Origin of the sequence: Perlabentimonas gracilis (assembly GCF_011174675.1) — a bacterium.
In the GTDB taxonomy this organism is placed as follows: domain Bacteria; phylum Bacteroidota; class Bacteroidia; order Bacteroidales; family Tenuifilaceae; genus Perlabentimonas; species Perlabentimonas gracilis.
Genome location: NZ_JAANIG010000015.1, coordinates 61,248 through 82,555, shown reverse-complemented (window position 1 = coordinate 82,555; position 21,308 = coordinate 61,248). Strand labels below are relative to the sequence as shown.

Genomic DNA, 21,308 nt, shown 5'->3' with positions numbered 1-21,308 from the left:
AGGGTGGGTGGTATTTCTTTAATTAACTAAACCTTAATCAATTTTCTATGAAAAAACTATGCTTACTCTTTGCATGCTTTATGCTTTTGAGTGCGTCAGCACTTTGGGCGCAAACCGTGCAGATTACAGGAACGGTAACTAGTGCCGAGGATGGGATGCCCGTTATTGGAGCCTCCGTTGTAATTAAGGGAACTACAGTTGGCACCGCCACTGATATTGAAGGTAAGTACACCTTAACAGTTCCCCAAAATGCCTCAACCTTAGTATTTAGTTTTATTGGATTAAAAGACAAAGAGGTTGAAATTGCTGGCAGAACAGTAATCAATGAAGTTTTAGAATCGGATGCTCTCACGCTCGACGAAATTGTGGTTACGGGGCTAGGTGTAGCAACAGACAGAAGAAAGGTTGCCATATCAGTTGAATCCGTCTCTGAGGAACAACTTACACGCGTACCAAGCAACAGCGTTGATGGGGCGCTCGTAGGTAGGATCGCAGGGGCTCAAATTCAGTCAACTTCAGGCCAACCAGGACAGCAAGCCAACATTATTCTAAGGGGAATCAATACCCTTAACACAACTCAACCAATGATCCTTATCGATGGGATAGAAATTAACACAAATAACAATGACATTGGAATTGGAAATGTATCTTCTCGACTAGCAGACCTGGATTTGTCGAATATTGAAAGAGTTGAAGTTGTTCAGGGTGCTGCAGCAGCTACCATTTATGGCGCTCAGGGCGCTAACGGAGTAATCCAAATTTTCACAAAAAGAGGCAGAAAAGGGCAAAAAACAGATATTCGTTTTAGCTCTAACTATAGTTTAGACAATGCTTTAAGGGGTAATCTTAAACTTGCCAAATATCATCACTACGAAACCGATGCAGAGGGGTATATAGTTGACGACCTAGGAGTTAGATCGGCACCCGACCCAAATACAGGATTTTGGAATCTACCAGCCCAGGGAAGTGGTGCAAATACAGTAAACAACAAGCCCTTTGTTAATAAAACTTACAACCAGATGGATCAGTATTTTGTTGAAAACGCTGCTACCATAAGAAACTCGTTAAATATCACAGGGGCAACTGAGAATATTGATTACTCATTAGGATTTTCGCAACTCAGCCAAGAGAGTGTTATACATGGTGATCTTAACCGTTACAATATAACAGCCAATGTTGGTTCAGAAATTTTTAAAAACTTTACAATAAGATCAACCACTCAGCTAATTACCAGTAAAAACACGACTGGGGGTATTAATAACACGAATAATATTGGTAGCGGAATGTCAAATGCCTTAAACGTTCCACGTTATGTTGACCTTACGTGGAAAGATGCCAATGGGCACCCAGCAGTTATTTACGATGCCACAAGCAATAGCATTAACCCTTTCTACTCGTATATGTATAGGAACGATCAGGCCAACGTAAATAGGGTAATACAGGGGATTATTGCAAATTATAAGATTGGAAAATATATTGACATTGACTACAAGTATGGAATTGATCATTATCGATACGACTATACGTCGTTTATTAAGAACCAAACAGGAACTCCGTTCCCTGGTTACGGGATTACACCCATTAACGGAGAAATAACTAAAACATTGGTTCAGGAAACCCAACAAAATTCTATACTATCAGCTGTTGCAAAATTTGATTTTCAGCAAGATTTTGGTATAAATCTTCCGATTCAGTCCACAACACAGATTGCATACGATTGGCGAAGAAATGATTTCCATGAAATGGAAGCTGTGGGTAGTGGAATTGACGTTGACCCCCCACACACTCTTAATTTCGCTGCCACCACAACTGCAGAAGAGGACATTACCAAATTTATCACATTTGGATACCTAGTTAACCAAAAGTTTGATTATGGAAATATGGGAGGCTTTTCGGTTGGGTTCAGATCCGATTACTCCTCTGAATTTGGTGAAGGATCAAAACCTTTTACCTTTCCAAGAGCAGATGCATATCTTAGACTTACAGAAGTTATTGATACCGATTTTTTATATGAACTTAAGCTAAGAACAGCCTATGGAGAGGCAGGAATACAGCCAGAGGCATACTCAAGGTTAATTACGCTTACTTCTGGCACACTGGGAAATGCTACATATATGTATTTACCTGCTATCTCTAGAAACCCATTACTAAGTGTTGAAAATACTAAAGAATTTGAAGTTGGTTTAGACTATGGAGTTAATCTAAGTAACAACAATTGGTTTAGCAAAATATATGGATCTCTAGTATACTGGACACGTAACAGTTACGGCACAATATACGAAATTGATGTTGCTCCTTCTACTGGTGCTGCCGGTTTGTTAACAAATGCGATAGATCTAAAAAGCAATGGTATTCAACTATCTCTTGACCTAGATGTAGTAAACACAAATTCATTTGACTGGAAATTTGGGACAAGATTTAGCAAGGGGTTAACAATGGTTGATAAAATTGCAAATGGTCTACCAATTATTCTTGGCTCAGGTGGACAAGGTCAAACCTCAATTATTGAGGGTCAACCTGTGGGCGCACTATTTGGACTAGAACCACTATCCAGCTTGGATCAAACCAATTCGTCCGGCGATAGGTATATCGACGAAGCTGATCTTGCCAACTTTGAAGTTGTAGAAGGGATGGTGGTAGATATTAATACAAAACAGGTTCAATTCACAACCGAGCAGGTGAAGATTGGTGACGCAACTCCTAAATTCTCAATGTCTTTCTTCAACGATTTTAAGCTTAAGAAGAATCTTTCGGTTTCAATGCAACTCGACTGGGTCCATGGAGCCCAAGCCTATAACCAAACTCGTCAGTGGCTTTATCGCGACAAACTACATGGCGATTTTGATAAAGAGGTTACTATTAATGGCGAAACTGGAGCATACGTGGCTTTCTGGCAAAGCCTATACAAAACAAATATGACCAACAGCTACTTTGTTGAAGACGCTTCATTCTTAAGACTCAGAAACCTATCTGTTTCGTATGACATATCAAAGCATATAAATTCATCGTTTGTAAAGGGGTTTATAGTTACCGTGTCAGGCCAAAACCTATTTACACTATCTAACTATAGCGGTCTAGATCCAGAGGCAACAGGAACTAGCCTAAATAACCCCTTGGAAAGAGGTATTGATCTTTGGTCGTTTCCCAATATGAGAACAATTAGTTTTGGGCTAAACCTTAATTTTTAAAAAAACAACAAGATGAAAAAAATAATCGTATATATAGGACTTTCAATAGCTTTACTGGCTTGTAAAAAAGAAAGCTTAGAGCTAATAAATCCCAACGAACCGGGTATGGAATCTCTTACCACTGAAGATGGTATCAGAAAAGCAAGCTATGGTATTTACAACTCGTTAAGTGCAGTGCAGTCAACATCAAGTTGGTATTACTACATATGGTTTACTCAGTGGATTCATAATGTTATGGGCGATGCTACTGTCTCACACGTAGGTAATTATGGTGTTCGATGGGCCAATCAGACTGCTCAAATCATTAGACCCGATGGTACAATAGTAACCCCACCAGTTGGAGGGAAACAGCATGAAGAGCTAAACAACAAGAACACCCGTGACTGGGGAAACGACAACGTACAAGCTCACGAGTGGTTTCCTGCATACTCGCTCATAGGGCACTGTAACGTGCTTTTGGATGTAATTGACGATGTCAATTACAAAGGTTCTGAAGACATTGTTAGTGTTAAAAAGAAAACCTATATGGCTTGGTCATACTGGTGGAAAGGATTTGCATACTCTCGCTTAGGATCAATTTATAAACAAGGCGTGATTAACAATACCTATGGAGAACAAGCAAGTTATGTTTCTCAGGAAGAGCTCATAAATGAAGCAGAGAGAAATTTCAAATCGGCTATTGAATTATTGAACACAATAGACGAAGGAGATGCAACCTACCTTCAGATCATGAGTAATCTTATTCCTTCGCATTTTCAAACAGGTAACGGTGGGGTTATTACACCCTCAATGTTTATCCGCAATATCAACACGTATCTTGCTCGGAATATTTTGGTTAATAAGTATGCAGCCGATCTCAATGCAGCGGAACTAACAGAAGTGGAAAACTACTCAAATAATGGTGTAACCCAGGGAGATCTTATATTCACAGTTAGATCTGCTGCGTCGAATTGTCTGGTTTACGAAACAGCTTGGTCAGGTTATAGGTTAAACCTTGCTTGGGAAAGAGTTTCTGAAAGACTTATTCAAGATTTCCGTCCTGGAGATAACAGGCTTACAAGAAACTTCTACGAGGGAACGCTTCAAGTAAACCCAGGTCAAAGAGGATTCCAATATAGCACCCGCTGGTTGGCACAGAGTGTTGATGACGGGGGAGAGTTTATGAGCTATACCGCTGGAGCAGTAGAAATTCCCCTAGCCTGTAGCTATGAGGAGAACCAGCTAATGCTTGCTGAGGTGAAGATTAGAAGAGGTGAAGTTGACGCAGGTTTAGCGCATATAGACAACGTGAGAACCTACCAAAATGCAGGTTTAACAGATCTTTCTGGAGCTGGTCTTACACAAGAAGAAGCTTTGGAGGAGCTAAGAAGTGAACGCAGGGTTGGTCTTTTTATGAAAAATGTTGCTTTCTACGATGCGCGTCGATGGGGCGTACTAAAACCATTATCTCAAGGAGGAGGTCGCCAAGATGCAATAGTGGTATTTGAAGGTGGAGTGCCAGAGGTTTGCACCATTGAATACGACTATAAAGAGTGGTTTGATGTACCTGCTAACGAAACCGATTTCAATGCACTTCCAGCATCATCCGCTTCAAGTGCAAATCCATCAAATATTCCAATTTATTAGTCTTTTCTAGTCTATTCTAAAGGGGCCAACAATTCAGGTTGGCCCCTTTTCATTTCTGTTATTCAGAAAATACTACAAGAGAAGCCTCAAGTCCGTCAATAAATATGTAAAAGCACCCCCTTTAAGGGTTGGCACTTACCTGTAATTACCCATTCTATGCTATTCTAAAACTTGCAGCAACCCCTGATATTTGTCGGAATTTAATCTTCCATTAGGCTTGGAGTATTATACACTCTATACAAATTAAAATGTAGAGAGAATTATTTACTAACCAAAAACTTTTTTTTATGAGAAAATTTTGTTTGCTAATCGCATCATTTGTGCTACTTGGATTTAGTTATATCCAAGCACAAACCGTGCAGATTACAGGAACGGTAACCAGTGCCGAGGATGGGCAACCCGTAATAGGGGCCTCGGTTGTGGTAAAGGGCACTACTATTGGAACGGCCACAGATATTGACGGCCGGTACTCACTTGATGTGCCACAGAGTGCAACCACCCTAGAGTTTAGCTTTATTGGCTTGCTTACTCAAGGGGTTGTGATTGGAGGAAGAACTGTTATTGATGTTGTGTTGCAGTCGGATGCTACCCAGCTGGAAGAGGTAATTGTGGTGGCATACGGAACGGTTAAGCGTGAGGGAAGGACAGGATCCATCTCAACCGTAAATAACGAGACCATTGCAGAACTCCCAGCATCCTCAGTTGATAAGTTGCTAACAGGTAAAATGGCCGGGGTGCAGATTACTGGAGCTTCTGGCCAGCCAGGTGCCGATTCTCAAATCCGTATCCGTGGTACATCTTCTATTAATGCTGGTAGCGAGCCTCTATGGGTTATTGATGGTATCCCCGTAATGCGCGGAAACCAATCGTACTTCACCAATACCGGTAACGCCCTTGCAGCCATCAACCCCAACGATATCGAGTCGATAACCGTTCTAAAGGATGCGGCAGCTGCCTCGGTTTACGGTTCGCGTGCGGCCAACGGCGTTATCCTAGTTACCACCAAAAGCGGTAGCTCTGGTAAAGCGAAATTTAATGCTCGCACCAAGTTTGGTGTTTCGCAACTTGCTAATGACAATAATTTTGGTCTTATGAATGGTGAGGAGCTGCTCTCTTTCCAAAGGAATGCAGTTATTAATGCAGGGTTAAACCCTGACGATCCTTCGGGTGCATACTACCGACCAATGTCATTGCTGGATGGAGAACTAACCAATTGGATGGATCACTTCACCCGTTTAGGTCAAATGCAAGAGTATGAAATCAATGCGGCAGGTGGTACGGATAAAAGCAAATTTTACACCTCGCTTTCTTACCATAAAAACGAAGGTGTATACTACGGCGTTGATTTCCAGAAGTTCAATGCTCGGGTAAACACTGACTATAAACTAACGGATAAGTTAGAAGTAGGTGCCCGGATGAACATTGGCTATACCGAAACGAACGACGTGGCAATGCAACTTTTATACTATGCAAACCCTGCCTTCGCTGGTATGACCATCCAACCCTGGACTCCTGCTTATAATGAAGATGGTACACATTCGTTAAACATTCCAGAAAACTCCTATAGTAACCCCAGGTTCACAGCAGAATACGATGATCAGTTTGAGAAACAATATCGCTTTCAGGGCTCATACTTCCTATCATGGAAACCAATAGATGGCCTAGAGATAAAGTCTAACAATGCTGGTGAGGGTACATTTGGCGAGGGTCGTAGGTACTGGGCACCCGATTACGGCGGGACTACAGGTACACTTCAGTCCTCATCCTTGAAGTATATTCAGTTGACTACATCAAACACCATTACCTATAGCAAGATTCTAAACGAGGTGCACTCTTTAAGGGCACTAGCGGGACAGGAGGCCATGCGCCGAACATACAATGCATACTATATCTACTCCCCTGATGTTGATGTGCTAATCCCTTACCCTAACACCTCAACCGCTGAGGGCGATGAGGGCAACTATTTGTACAATGCCAGAACACTGATGTCGTTCTTTGGAATATTAGACTACAACTACGCCTCAAAATACTACCTACAGGCATCAATGCGCTATGACGGTAGCTCACTTTTTGGTGCTGACAACCGCTGGGGGTTATTCTGGTCTTTAGGAGGATCATGGAACATCCATAACGAGGACTTCATGAAGGATGTAACCTTACTTAACTTGCTAAAATTCCGTGCAAGCTTCGGTATCAATGGAAACGACAATATTAATGCCTATCAAGCCTATGGGGTTTACGCCTCTACTGCTTATAATGGTGGAGTGGGTATGCGTCCAAGCTCTCCCACCAACAATAATCTATCATGGGAAAAGAACTCAACCTTCAACGTGGGGCTTGATTTTGGACTCTTTGATGGTAAACTAAATGGTAGCATTGATGCCTATAATAGGATTACCGAGGATATGCTTCTTAGTAAGCAGGTACACCAAACTTCTGGTTTCTCTACAAACTTTATGAACATCGGCTCTCTACTAAATCAAGGTATAGAATTTCAAATGGACGGACAAATCCTAAAAACCAACAATATCGTTTGGTCTGCTGGATTCAACGTTGCCTATAACCGCACCGAGCTGCTAGATCTTGGTGATACAGATGAAATGACCTATGTTCGACCAGTTGACAATGAAACTGACCCTAGGCTAAAGCATAAAGTGGGTATGAGTATGTATACCTTCTATTTAAAAGATTATTACGGAGTAAACCCATCAACAGGTCAAGCATTATGGCGGGCTGAGGATGGCCAACTAACCAGCGATTTCAATAAAGCAGCATGGATTTACGCCGGAAGCCCAGAGCCTAAGTTTATTGGAGGCATTAACACCTCAGTAAGTTGGAAGGGTCTTAGTCTTGGTGCATTCTTGGAATTCAAACAGGGTAATAAGGTGCTAATTATCGAAAACCGTTTTACTCATGCCGACGGAAACTATATGTCGATGAACCAAGCAAAAAGTGCCCTTAACTACTGGAAGCAGCCCGGTGACACTGGGGTAAATCCAAAGCCTATTGCTGGTCAGTCTACTAACTCCTACAATACAGCAAATACACGTTGGCTAGAGGATGGTAGCTACGTCCGCATCAAAGACCTGTCGCTATCGTACACGCTACCCCAAAACCTTACTAGCCAGATGAAACTTGGAGGTATGAAAGTTTATGTTAGCGCTATGAACCTATATACCTTCCATGATGTGAACTTCTGGGATCCCGAGCGTGGAGTAGACGGAATGGGTTTTGGCATTTATCCTATGACCAAATCATTTATCGGAGGTATCGAATTATCATTCTAAATGCATAAAACACTACAGATATGAAAAAAATATTTGCAATACTAACACTTGTCGTTACCATAGGGTTTGTTGGGTGCGAGGACTTCCTAGAGGAGGCTCCCCTATTAACCCAGAGCAGCGATATTACACTATCAACCTACAATGGACTAAACAATACAATTGCTGGAGCATACTCTCCTCTTGTTAGCCTTAACTGGTACGGTTCATTCTTTGTACTAAATGCAGAAATGCGAGCAGGGAATGCAATCATCCCCAGTAATACTGATTTTAACTCAAACCGTATGACGGTTCCCCATGATCTGGCTTATAACGCCACAACTACATCAGGGCTATGGGGTTGGGCGTACTATGTAATTTCAATGGCGAACAACGTTTTGAACAATTTAGAGGGTAAGGATGTAGTAGACGTAACCAAACAGGATTTAGACAATTTGAAAGCTGAGGCCCTATTCTTAAGGGCGCTATCTCATTTCGATTTGGTTCGCCTATATGCACTTCCATACTCGAAGAACCCCAACGGTCTTGGTGTACCAATTATCCTTTACACTGATGAAACGGCATCTGAGCAACCCTTAAGAAACACCGTTGCGGAGGTATACGAGCAAATTATTAAAGACCTACTTGAGGCTGAAAAAAGTATGGATCCAGAATACGTAAGGGGCGGAGTTACTGATTCCAAAGCAGTAGCAACCCTACCTGCCATTCAAGCACTACTTAGCCGAGTGTACCTTTATAGCCAACAATGGCAGCTAGCAGCTGACTATGCTACCAAGGTTATTAACAACCCCAATTACAACCTTTGGACTGCCGATGAACTCCCAGGAGTTTGGGGCAAGGAAGTTGCTGGTTCTGGCGGTGAGGTTATCTTTGAGGTGTACAGCAAAAAGTCAAACGAATTTGACGCATGGTGGGAAGGCCCATCGCATATGACCAACCCTAAAGGTTATGCCGACTGTGCTGCACACCCAGAACTAATATCTTTATATGATGATGACGATGTAAGAGGAAGTCTATTTAGAACTGACGAGAATAATGTCTCAGGTTCCTTTTGGACAACAAAATATATCGGTAAGGGCGATGGCGATGCCTTGAGTACTCCTGATGCTAATAACGTTATCGTTATTCGTCTTTCCGAAATGTACCTCAACAGGGCGGAGGCCTTGATAAACGGTGCCTCAATTGCTGGCGCAACAGCATTAGCAGACCTTAACATCATAAGGCAGAATCGTGGAGCATCAGCACTTTCCTCAGCCGGTGCCGATATAGTATTCCAAGAGAGACGCAAGGAGTTAGCTTTCGAGGGTCATATCTGGTTCGACTATGCCCGCACAAATCGTGCTTTGAGCCGGACAAAGAGCGATGGCTCATTGGTTAGCATAGCCTCAGACGATAACAGGTGGGCGCTGCCAATTCCAAAGCGTGAGCTGGATGTAAACGAGAACCTGATACAAAACGATGGTTATTAATCAAAAAAGATTTTAAACTATGAGAAAGATTTTAAGTTTACTGACAATATCGCTCTTGGTATTATTCACCTCTTGTGATATAAATAAGATACCCGAGTTCGATGATAAGGATGCCTTTGTTGCATTCGACAACGCCGTATTATCAATATCTGAAAATGCTGGTACTTTAAAAATACCCGTTACATTGGCCTCTGTTAAGGGGCTTATATCCACTGTTGATTTCGAAATAATTGAAGGGACTGCAAAATTGGGAGAGAATTTCACCCTGATGAACGAAACAGCCACCCTTTCTTTCGATGCTCAAAACCGAACACAGTATGTTGAGATAAGTATCGTAAATATTCCTGATGTGTTTACTGGCGATCTTAGGTTTCAGATAAAACTAAGTGAAGACGGTGAGGTTAAGCCAAGCTTAGAGAATTTATGCACAGTTAATATTCTGGATTTAGATCACCCTCTTTCAGGATTCTTTGGAGAGTGGAATGCTACAGCCACCTCAGCTTATTTTGGTGATGCAGAATGGACTGTAACCCTAGCTAAAGACGAAGATGACGTATCAGTGCTATGGGTGACTGATATAGTATATGGTTTTCCTCATTGGGGCTTCTCATACCCGAACGTCGACACTAGATTCTACGCCATAGTCAATGAGGCCAAAAGTGAACTATCATTTAGTATAGGGCAATCCTGTGCATATAAGTATCAGGGTCATCAAATATTTCTGAACGGTCTAACTGCTGAAGGTAGTGTTGTTGATAGCGGTAGTATTATCGCCACGGTTTCGGACGATGGCAACACAATCACGTTTGAGGAACTTGGTATGTATGTAGTCGATGCTACTGGAGGATGGGATGCACTTTTCCCAACTATTACATGGACAAAAAAATAGTTTCATTTGACTTCATCAGGATTAATAAACTAGTTCTGATCATCCCTTGGGGAATAATTAAGTAAACTAACATCTCCCAAGCAAAGTATCTAATATGGGACGTCAATATATTTTTGACGTCCCATTATTATATAACCCCAAGCACCTAACCAACTTCCTGTAGAGGAAAATGTATCGTCCGTTTGCGAACAAAGTTGTACCAATGTGAACACCACCTTATCATATAGTGAATTAAAATAAAAAAAACAATCACTACAACACATTGACTATGTGCCTCATACATCGTATGGTTTGAATTTTGAAATTAAGTTAAGGAAATTTAAAAAAATATTATGAAAACATATAAACTTCTAATATTTATCAGCTTAGTCGCATCCCATCCTATTTATTCACAAAAAAGCCAAAACCTTCGGGCTAGGGATCTTGGGATCCCCTTCGATGGGCGAACAGGACAATTCAATGCAATAACGGATGTACCCGGGGTAGAGGTTGGTTACCAAACCAAAATTACGGGTTCGGGTAAGCTTATTGTAGGACAAGGGCCAGTAAGAACTGGGGTTACGGTGGTGCTACCCAAAGGAAAGCTGGATAAAGAATACCCTATTGGTTACTTCATATTCAATGGAAATGGAGAGGTTACCGGCCTACCCTACATTTACGATTTTGGAAAGAGCAAGGGCCCTATTGGCATTACCAATACCTATAGCGTTGGAGTAACCCGCGATGCCATTGGCGAGTGGTGCTTCAAGAATTTCTCACTAACCGATCATCACGATTTTAGATTTGGATTGCCCATAGTGGGCGAAACCTTTGATGGAGGGCTGAACGATATCAACGGATTCCATATTAAAAAGGAGGATGTTTTTAAGGCGATTGAGAGTGCCAAAACAGGTTTAATTGAGGAGGGCAATGTTGGTGGTGGCACCGGAATGGTATGCTACTCGTTTAAAGGGGGAACAGGCACTGCCTCAAGAATAATAACCATTGGAGGTAAGGAGTACACGGTTGGGATCATAGTTCAGGCAAACTTTGGGTATCGAAGACACTTATCAATTCGTGGTATACCCATTGGCAAATTGCTCTCCGACACCTTACTCCCCAGCGTTAATCAGGATGGGTCTATAATTGCCATTGTGGGAACCGATGCCCCACTTACCCCCTTGCAGCTTAACATGGTGGCCAAAAGGGTAACCCTTGGAGTTGCCAGAACTGGCACAATAGGTAGCACGGGCTCGGGCGATATATTCTTAGCATTCTCCACCCATGAACCTACCATTACCAATGGAGTTGTTGAATTAAAAGCGTTAGATGACAGACCATTAAATCGAGTTTTTAATGCTACCGTTGAAGCTACCGAAGAGGCGATAATTAATGCACTTATTGCAGCCGAGGATATGGAAGGAATAAATGGGAATACCTTTTACAGCATACCACATAGAAAAGTAAAACAGATATTTAAAAACTATTCAGATTTTTTAGAAAAAGTCAAATAAGGAAAAAATTAGCAAGTATTAAATCTAACTATGGAAAATATGAAAAAATTAACTCTCCTACTCGGAATTATATTTATTGTTTGCTCTGCAAATAATGTTAATGGTCAACTCCAGCGCAGGGCATTCCTTGGTACACAGCTAAAGGAGGTGGATAGCTTTACCGCTGGAAAGCATAATATGAAACACGCTAAAGGGGTACTAGTTGAGTCGGTAGTTGATGGCAGCAGTGCAAAAGCCATGGGCCTAGAAGCTAACGATCTCATTTTGGCCGTTGAAGATGTGGAGGTCAATTCACCCAATGAGCTGATAGCTCGAATTGGCCGCTACAGGGCTGGCGACAAGGTTAGAGTAACCACCATACGCAATGGCAAGCCCATTCAAAGGGTCGGAAACCTCCTACCCCTACCCCACGAAACCTCTCCATTTGGCGAGGTAATTTACGATGAGGTGCCCCATGATGGGGGATACATTAGAACAATTATTCATAAGCCTGTGGGAAAGGGACAGTTTCCTGCCCTATTTCTTATCCCAGGCTACGATTGCAGTTCCATCGACAGGATGCATCCAGATAATGTTTACAAAAGGATTCTCGATGGAATGGTTGAGAAGGGATACGTGATAGTTAAAACCGAAAAGGCTGGCGTAGGCGATTCGAAAAATAATCGCAGCTGCGCACAGTACAATCTATTCGATGAAGTGGATCTATTCTCGGCCTCGTTTAACGCCTTGGCTAAGTATGATTTTATCGACCATGAGAATGTTTACATCTTTGGTCATAGCATGGGTGGTGTTCAGGCTCCCCTTATGAAAACAGATTTTGCCCCAAGAGGAATTGCTGTATATGGCACAGTTATTCGCCCTTGGTTTGAATATTTTATTGAGCACGCACGAATGCAAAAAATAATTTTAAGCCAAGTTGAGGATATGGGCTGGGATTACTTAAGTATTGAGCAGCAGCATGATGCAGCCGTAAAATTCTACTACAGATTTCTTGTAGAAAAACAGTCGCCAGCCGAAATATTTAAGGATGAAGAGTTAAACGCATTTATAAGTAAGAATTTCCGATACGATGGAAGCGATATTTTTCTAGGCAGACATTACACGTTTTGGCAGCAGTTGCAGGATACCAAGCTGTTCGAGGCCTGGTCAAAATCCCCAGCCCATGTTCTGTCGCTCTGGGGCGAGGCCGATTTTATTGCATTCAACCCCTGGGAACATGAGCTTATTGCCGATGTGGTGAACGAGTATAACCCTGGGAAGGCCAAATATATTCGTGTTCCCAATATGGATCATTCGTTCCTTTGGGTTGAGGATCAAAAGCAGTCTATTACAAGCCGAATGGACTGGGATTATATAAAAAACAATTTCAACTCGCAAATAATCGAAATACTAGCTGAGTGGATTGAGGAAACAAAAAATTAGCTTAAAGAGATGACCCATCTTGTTTATATAAATCAATACGACGATGAGATAGAAAAACTTAGAAGCGGACAGAAAACTATGGTTATAACCTGTGGACTATGCCGTAAACCGAGTCGCCAGCATATACAAATTGGGGACATCATAGTGTTTGCCGAAAAGCAGTCCGATAAAACCGTCCTTAGAGGAGAGGCTGTGGTTCAACAGGTATTCGTTTCGGGAAAGCTATCCAAAGAGGAGTCGCAAAATCTTGTGGAGAGTTACAACGATAAGCTGCTACTCACTACCGAGCAGAAAAAGCGATACAAGCACAAGCAATTTCTTGTGCTTGTATCTATCAGTAATTTTCAGGAATTGTATATGCAGCTAAAAAATGGATTTGATACAACAAGCAACAGCACATGGATACCCATAAATGACATTAATTCAATAAAAATTTAAGTATAGACACACCAATAAAAACCTTCTAAATCTTATGCATTATGAAAACACTAACCTTTACAGTTCTTTTAACTGCCATCACTTTTTGCACTGCAACTTATGCCCAAACTAAGGCCGACTCATTAGCCGTTGAAACCGCATGCCGTAACTACATCGAGGGGTGGAAGGACGGTGATATGGGAAAGATTGCCAATGCAGTATCGCCCGAACTTACCAAGCGAACCGTTATGCGCGACCGCGAAGGTAACTCATACACCACCGATATGAGCTACTCCTCATTCCAAGCATTTGCCCGTACCACAAAGCATGGCGTAAGAATGCCCGATTTGGAACCAGATAAGGAGATAACCTGTGAGGTAACAATTTATGACATTTGTGGCGACTTCGCTTTGGCCAAAACGGTGGTTTCAAAGTACGGATTTTTCGACTATTGCCAGCTAGCCAAGGTTGATGGCGAATGGAAAATCATTAACATCTTGTGGGGGTTAACCCCTAGGCAAAATCAGCCATAACACCTTACCTCAAAAAATCATAAGGTAAATATTCAATTATACAATATGTTTAAGAACTACTTGAAAACGGCATTTCGAGGTATGATAAGGCATAAGGGAACTTCTGCCATCAAAATTATTGGCCTCTCAGTTAGCCTTGCAGCAACCCTTTTGCTTTTACTATTTATTCGTCATGAGCTGAGTTTTGATGAGTTTCACAAGAATAAAAATAGAATATACCGAGTTATTTCAAACCTCGACACACCTGATGGCAATAAGATAGTTGCATCGCTCACCACCTTCAATGTAACTGAGGAGCTAGCTGAGAGGGTACAGCATATTGAGAGGACTACTAAACTCGATGTTTTAGGTAACCGGGTAAAATTCAACGAGAATATTTATGACAACATAATCGGTTTTCGTGCCGATAGTAATTTTTTTCACATCTTCGACTTCGAAGCGTTGGATGGAGACCCAGTGCAAGCCTTAAGCCTGCCAAACCAAGTAGTTATAACACAAAGCACGGCAAAGAAACTTTTTGGTGATGAATATCCCATTGGTAAAAGTATAGAGGTTAACAGGATAACCTATGAGGTTACTGCCTTGCTCAAGGATATCCCTACAAACTCGCACCTGCAGTTCGACTTGTTAACTTCCTATCTCGATATTCCAGACATTAACGAGTATGGAAACTATCGAGGTATCTCCTGGACTTGTTACATAATGACGCACTTGCCCGTTGAAAACCCAACGATTGAGACAGAGATTTTGAAGGTTGCAGATGAGCTGGCTATGATCCGAATGGCAGTGTACGGCTTAAACACAGTTACATCCTTACAAAGCCTAAAGGATATCCACCTAGGGTCATCGGGAGTTACCCATTCGTTTACCATAGCTGGAAGTAAATCCCAAATTCTTCTGTTTGCCACCATTGCGTTTCTACTTTTTACTATTGCGATTATTAATTTCGTCAACCTAATTATTGCCCATTCGGAATCGAGGGCTAAAGAGATAGGTTTACGGAAAATTTGCGGGGCATCTCGCCAAAAGATAATTACTCAACTGCTGGGAGAGTCAATGATTATCAGTATAAGCTCGGTGCTATGCTCGCTGGCGCTTGCTGAGGTATTTCTCCCTCAGTTTGGCAACTTGGTGGAAAAGCAAATATCACTTTCGCTGCTCACTCCAACCAACTTCTTTTTTGTGTTGCTCCTAGGGTTAGTAACTGGTTTAATTGCAGGAATATATCCCGCCTTCTTTCTTTCGGGCTTCAGTGTTCAGCGAGCCTTTAAGGGGGTGTCGGGTAAAAAGAAGAAAATGGGTTCCTTGCAAATCTCATTAATAGTATTTCAGTTTTCCATAGCAATATTCCTAATTGCAAGCGTAATAAACCTGTATCGACAGGTACACTACGTGAAGAATAAGGAGTTGGGATTTAGTCCACAAACTTATGTTGTAACTAACTTATCACCCAGAATATCCCAAGGATACCAAACCATAAAGTATGAGCTTGAGAAGATCACTGGGGTAAATGCTGTGTCGGGAGCCTGGGGTGTTCCTGGTGGGCAACATATGACCGATAATGTTTACGTAGAGGGCACTGACGCTGAGAGTTCTATTCTAATTTCCAGAAATAATGTTCAAGACGATTACCTTAAGGCGTTGGGTATTCCAATTATCAAAGGTCGCGATTTCGACCCAAATCTTGCCAGCGATAGTGCGGCATTTATAATTAATGAGAAAGCGGTTCGGGCATTAGGACTGGAAAACCCCATTGGGGTAAGAATAAAGATTTACAACGATTGGGGAACCATAATTGGGGTTACGCCCGATTACCACATCCGAAGCCTCCACAACGAGATATCGCCCTTGGCAATAAGCCGCAGTGAGCCCCATCCAATGTTCATTTACGAAAATATCATTAGCAACAATGTCAAATCAACATTAGATCAAATAAATGAAAAACTAAAGGAGTACGATCCAACCTGGGATATAAGCGGAAGGTTTATCAATGAGTTCTTCGAAGGAAGATATCGCAGGGAGGAGAAGCTGAACAAGCTATTCATTGCATCATCATTGCTGGCTATTACAATTGCCATTATGGGTCTACTTGCCCTTACATTCTTTTTCACATCGCAAAGAACCAAGGAGGTTGGCATTAGAAAAACCTTAGGCGCAAATACCCTAGCTTTAGCTGCCAGCATGGCCTGGAGCATTAGCCGCTGGGTAATTCTTTCATGCCTAATTGGTTTGCCATTGGCTTGGTACTTCATAAACGAGTACATGCTGAATTTTGCCTATAGTGTTAACCAGAACGCTTGGGTATTCATTTTAACCGCGTTAGGGAGCATTGTTTTAGCCATGATTACAATAATGGGTATTACCATAAGGGTTGCCAGAGAAAATCCGGTGATTGCGCTGCGCTATGAGTAGTGGTGAATACCCTCTCTCTCAATCCAAAAAAGATTTAGCAGAGTTAGTTAAACGAAAAATTCAATAAACTATGGTATCCTTAAAGCCTTTATCAGAAAAGAATGTAACCAGTTTCTACCATTGGATAAATGATGAAGCACTCATCTCCAAAAGCTTTTATGGAAGCGGAGAGGAATGTAAGAGCCGAAGGCATTGTCACACCCGACTGGTTTATCGATTCTTTCTACGGAAACGCAACCATAGAAACGCTTGTATCAATTTTAGAGCAACTGCCCCTAGGCCTTAGCGAGCTGGTAACACATCCAGGGTATATTTGTAACAATAGCCATAACCTAGATTATTCGCTACAGAGAGAGATGGAGCTTGAGGTTTTGAAAAGCGATACGCTTCGCCAAATACTTGAGGAGATGCAGATAACTCTGATTGGCTACAGCCAGCTAAAAGCGTTGAAAACAGAAAACTAAAAGATAGAATAGCTTACTCCTACCCCATTGCTTTGCTTTGCGAGGTAATTATTTGTTAACCCTCCATTCACTATTGTTTAACAGATTAGTCATTAGGAGTTCAGCGAACTAATGGCTTAGCTGGGTTTAACCCTCCCGATGAATCGGGACAGGCTGATTTAGAAAAACTAAATTTGTAAGCATTTATGATTGCAAATTTTTTAGTTTTTCTTCATCGATTTGTCATATTAACACCCATATAATCAATGCGTAAACTGTGTCTTTTTCTAATGGCGGTCATTAGAAAAAGAATCGCTAATGACAACCGGAGCGAAGCGTAGCTCAGCGTTAGTTAAATTTGGGTTTAATGTATCTATTCGATATGACTTTTATTTCAGTAATCATAAGTAATGGTTTTCTAGTAGGTATGTTGGCATAAAGCCTAGGGTAAACCACTAAACAACAACTCATAGCACTAGACCCCAGCACCTAGGCAAAAATACCAGCTAGCTGCTATTCCTATCGGGTAAAGTTGTTAACATATTTGCACACTAATACCATCAAGGAATATTCTCTTGTATGTAAAAATATTCAAACCTATGTCCCATCGAGCTCTAATAATTGAGAACGATACCGCTAGCATTACCTCTGTAATTGATGCATTAAAGTATGTGGATGTAACCATTGACGTAGTTCATGACGTAGTGGAAGGTTTGCTCATTCTGCATGAACATGATTATGATATGCTAATGATTAATATTATGCCGAACGACTGCAATGGCATGGAAATAATTAGTCATGTTACAAATAGATTTCCAAAACTCTCGATAATTGCTTATGCTGATAACTCATCCGAGGACTTCGAAAGCATCCTCTTGGCTGCCAAAGCAAGTGGTGCATCTTACTGTTTTACTAAGCCTTTACCTATTGAGGCAATAGTGAATATTACCCGGCAAACGCTCTCCCTTTGCCCCAAAGTCTAAGCCATTAACCACAATACCTCTCTAATTTCTTAGCGATTTAACCATTCCGCTTTAAGGTATGCAGTATAATGGCGAATCACTCAAGATGTAGGCGCTACCACTTACTGGTAAATATGCAGTTTAGTATACTAAATATTGATTTGTATACTATATTTTTGTGGGTTAATTATAAATTACAACAAGAAAATACTATGAAGACATATCGACTTTTTTTAATGATTCCCCTACTATGGTCATGCATAGGGTTTGCACAAGATGATCTGCCAACCTTTACATCCCGTGAGGAAATACCGGAAAAGTACAAATGGGACTTAACGCCCATATACAAAGACTGGAAACACTGGGAACAAGATGTTGAAAACATAAAATCAATTTATACCCAGATGGCCAGCATGGAGGGTACCCTGGGTACTAATCCTCAGAACCTTATTGATTTCGTTAACCTTGAGGAGCAGGCAGGTAAAATAGGAATAAAGCTGTTCTGCTACGCCTACCTGTTTCGATCAATGGACTCAAGAAACCCCGAAGCCAACAACCGCTATCAGGAAATAAACGGTGTAATGTCGGAATTATCGACCAAGGTTAGCTGGGTGAGCCCCGAGATGCTATCGATCCCAGAGGAGCAGATGTTAAAATGGGTTGATGAAAATAAGGAGCTGGAGCCCTTTCGTTTTGGGTTAACCAGAATGTATCGCACCCAAAAATATGTGCTCGACACTGATACCGAGCGAATCCTCTCCTACTTCTCGCTTCCCCTTTCTACCGCTGGAAATATTTACACGGAACTATCTACAAGCGACATAAAGCGCCAAGAGGTTACCCTATCCGATGGTAGAACCTTATCCATGACCCCAGGAAACTACTCTCAGGTGGTTACATTCAGCAAAAATCGTGAGGATAGAAAGGCTGCATACGAAGCATTTTTTCAACCCTATATGGATTACGAGAATACGTATGCTGCAATCCTGAACGCTGTTTACCAAGGCGATTGGGCTTCGGTAAAGGCTCGGGGTTATAACAGCTATTTGCAAGCCTCGCTATACTATAACGATATACCCGAAGAGGTATACCTAAATCTTATTGAAACAGCAAAAACAAATACGCAACCACTTAGGCGATATATTGATATTAGGAGAAAAGCCTTGGGGTATGATGAGTACCACCCTTGGGACGGCAGTGTTAGCATTACCGAGTTCGAGAAGGTTTATTCATGGGATGAGGCTAGTAGCCTGATTATTGAAGCGGTTGAGCCCTTAGGGAAAGCCTACCAAGATGAGCTAAAGAAATGCTTCGCAGGGGGCCGCATCGACGTGTACGAAACGCCAGGGAAAGAGGGTGGCGCATACAGCATGGGCGTTTATGGTGTGCACCCCTATATCCTTATGAACTACAACGGCACGATGAACCACATGTTTACCCTAGCCCATGAGCTTGGGCATAACCTGCACTCAATCCATTCTAGCCAGTCGCAGCCCCACAATTCGCATCGCTATAGCACCTTTGTGGCAGAGGTGGCGTCAATATTTAATGAACATTTACTGCTCGACTATATGCTGAAGCAGTCAAAGGATCCCAACGAGCGTATTGCGCTCCTAAATCAGGCCATAGGGAATATAGTGGGTACATTTTACCGACAAAGCCTTTTTGCCGATTTTGAACTACAAGTTCGCACCCGAGCCGAGGAAGGACAGCCCATAAATGCACCCGCGCTAAACGGCATTATGGCGGAGTTAAATAAGACCTATAATGGTGATGCAGTGGCTCATAACGAGTTTGCATCTAGAACATGGGCATACGTAATGCACTTCTTCCAGCTTAAATACTACGTTTACCAGTATGCAACAAGCTATGCCGCCTCGGCACATCTTTTCGACCAGATAGTTCATGGTTCCAAGCGCGAACGTAAAGCGGCTACTGAAAAGTATATCGAACTTCTGCGGTCGGGTGGTAGTGACTTTCCCATTAACCAGCTAAAAAAAGCAGGTGTGGATATGACTAACCCCGAAGTGATTAAAAGCGTTTCGCGCAGGCTCGACCAGCTGGTTGAACAGCTAGAGAAAGAGCTCAAAGCTATCAACAAGCTATAAGCCTATGTAATAACTTAGCATTCATAAAAAAAGCATCTGTCGGGTAAAATACTGGCAGGTGCTTTTTTGTTCATTATTTATCCAAATGCCATAACTTTCTGCAATTAATCATTAATCGATCCACCATGAAAAAGAATAGAGCAATGAGATTCGTTACAGTAAAACTTTGTATTCTTCTGATAACAACATCCGTACAGGCAGGTATGGCCATAGGAAACGGCATCGATACTCTATACATATACAGCTCAGCCATGGACAGAACCATTCCTGCAGCAATTGTTCTCCCTAGCACTTATCAAGTTAATCATGATAAGTACCCCGTTGTATACCTTTTGCATGGAGCAACAGGCAGCTTCAATGATTGGCTTACCCGTTTTCCGGAAGACGGTTTTTTACAAAAGCTAGCCAATAAGCACAATATAATTTTTGTTATGCCCGATGGTGATCCTTTTGGCTTTTACCTCAACAGCCCATGGAACAGAGAAAGTCAGTTCGAAACCCACATTGCCAAAGAGGTAGTATCTTTTATCGATTTAAACTACCGCACAAAGGGTTATGCTGAGGGTAGAGCCATTAGCGGCCTTTCGATGGGAGGACAGGGAGCCCTGTATATTGCCATTAGAAACCCCTCTGTTTTTGGCGCAGCAGGCAGTATGAGCGGAGCGGTAAGCCTCAATATCGAGGAGTGGGATCTACCCGAGGAAACCATCGCAACAATTTCCAGAGAGGTTAACAAGGCTGTTGGCGAAGGGAATAATATTACCTCGTGGCTAATCGAACAATCTGTGTTAAACCAAATCGAAGTTTTTACAAAGCATCAAATACCGATGATCATTGATTGTAGAACAGAAGACTTTTTTCTTGAGGCAAATCGACAATTCCACAAAAAGTTAACCGACCAATCAGTTAAGCACCTGTACAAAGAGTATTCAGGACAACACGATTGGAACTATTGGCACAAAGCGCTTCCATTTCAAATTCATTTTTTTTCGGAGTTTTTTAACAACTCAAAAAAATAATCATCAACAAAGTTTACTTTTAGACTATTATTGGCTTTAAAAT

At 41.8% G+C, this 21,308-nt stretch carries 14 protein-coding genes; all 14 read left to right on the top strand.

Annotation, left to right across the window (positions count from 1 at the left end; all coding sequences use genetic code 11):
• The first annotated feature begins 47 nt into the window (after positions 1 to 47).
• The 14 genes from G8O23_RS08500 to G8O23_RS08435 all read left to right on the top strand — a co-directional run bounded on the left by G8O23_RS08500 (position 48) and on the right by G8O23_RS08435 (position 21,265).
• Positions 48 to 3,188 carry a SusC/RagA family TonB-linked outer membrane protein gene (locus G8O23_RS08500; protein ID WP_219932475.1) on the top strand — a complete coding sequence of 1,047 codons (3,141 nt, stop codon included), beginning with the start codon at positions 48 to 50 and terminating at the stop codon, positions 3,186 to 3,188.
• Between the two features lie 12 nt (positions 3,189 to 3,200).
• The gene (locus G8O23_RS08495; protein WP_166363757.1) at positions 3,201 to 4,814 is read left to right on the top strand and encodes a RagB/SusD family nutrient uptake outer membrane protein; all 1,614 of its coding nucleotides are present in this window, start codon (positions 3,201 to 3,203) and stop codon (positions 4,812 to 4,814) included.
• Between the two features lie 287 nt (positions 4,815 to 5,101).
• A complete protein-coding gene (locus tag G8O23_RS08490) occupies positions 5,102 to 8,101 on the top strand; it encodes a SusC/RagA family TonB-linked outer membrane protein (protein ID WP_166363755.1) in 3,000 nt (999 codons plus the stop codon).
• 20 nt (positions 8,102 to 8,121) lie between these two features.
• Positions 8,122 to 9,567 carry a RagB/SusD family nutrient uptake outer membrane protein gene (locus G8O23_RS08485; protein WP_166363753.1) on the top strand — a complete coding sequence of 482 codons (1,446 nt, stop codon included), beginning with the start codon at positions 8,122 to 8,124 and terminating at the stop codon, positions 9,565 to 9,567.
• Between the two features lie 19 nt (positions 9,568 to 9,586).
• Entirely contained in the window at positions 9,587 to 10,456 is an 870-nt protein-coding gene (locus tag G8O23_RS08480; protein ID WP_166363751.1) for a Calx-beta domain-containing protein, read from the top strand.
• Between the two features lie 332 nt (positions 10,457 to 10,788).
• On the top strand, positions 10,789 to 11,949 hold the full coding sequence (locus G8O23_RS08475; protein WP_166363749.1) for a DmpA family aminopeptidase: 1,161 nt from the start codon (positions 10,789 to 10,791) through the stop codon (positions 11,947 to 11,949).
• Positions 11,950 to 11,988: 39 nt separating this feature from the next.
• Positions 11,989 to 13,371: an alpha/beta hydrolase family protein gene (locus G8O23_RS08470; RefSeq protein WP_166363747.1), complete on the top strand. Its 1,383-nt coding sequence runs from the start codon at positions 11,989 to 11,991 to the stop codon at positions 13,369 to 13,371.
• A gap of 9 nt (positions 13,372 to 13,380) precedes the next feature.
• Entirely contained in the window at positions 13,381 to 13,809 is a 429-nt protein-coding gene (locus G8O23_RS08465; RefSeq protein WP_166363745.1) for a hypothetical protein, read from the top strand.
• 41 nt (positions 13,810 to 13,850) lie between these two features.
• A complete protein-coding gene (locus G8O23_RS08460) occupies positions 13,851 to 14,321 on the top strand; it encodes a nuclear transport factor 2 family protein (protein ID WP_166363743.1) in 471 nt (156 codons plus the stop codon).
• A gap of 81 nt (positions 14,322 to 14,402) precedes the next feature.
• Positions 14,403 to 16,733: an ABC transporter permease gene (locus G8O23_RS08455; RefSeq protein ID WP_166363741.1), complete on the top strand. Its 2,331-nt coding sequence runs from the start codon at positions 14,403 to 14,405 to the stop codon at positions 16,731 to 16,733.
• Between the two features lie 158 nt (positions 16,734 to 16,891).
• Positions 16,892 to 17,197 (top strand): ChbG/HpnK family deacetylase, encoded by a 306-nt coding sequence (locus G8O23_RS08450; protein WP_166363739.1) that lies wholly within the window; start codon positions 16,892 to 16,894, stop codon positions 17,195 to 17,197.
• Positions 17,198 to 17,775: 578 nt separating this feature from the next.
• The gene (locus G8O23_RS08445; protein ID WP_166363737.1) at positions 17,776 to 18,159 is read left to right on the top strand and encodes a response regulator; all 384 of its coding nucleotides are present in this window, start codon (positions 17,776 to 17,778) and stop codon (positions 18,157 to 18,159) included.
• 191 nt (positions 18,160 to 18,350) lie between these two features.
• On the top strand, positions 18,351 to 20,246 hold the full coding sequence (gene pepF, locus G8O23_RS08440) for an oligoendopeptidase F (RefSeq protein ID WP_166363735.1): 1,896 nt from the start codon (positions 18,351 to 18,353) through the stop codon (positions 20,244 to 20,246).
• 125 nt (positions 20,247 to 20,371) lie between these two features.
• Positions 20,372 to 21,265, top strand: coding sequence for an alpha/beta hydrolase (locus G8O23_RS08435; protein ID WP_166363733.1), 894 nt, complete (start codon positions 20,372 to 20,374; stop codon positions 21,263 to 21,265).
• Positions 21,266 to 21,308: the final 43 nt, after the last annotated feature.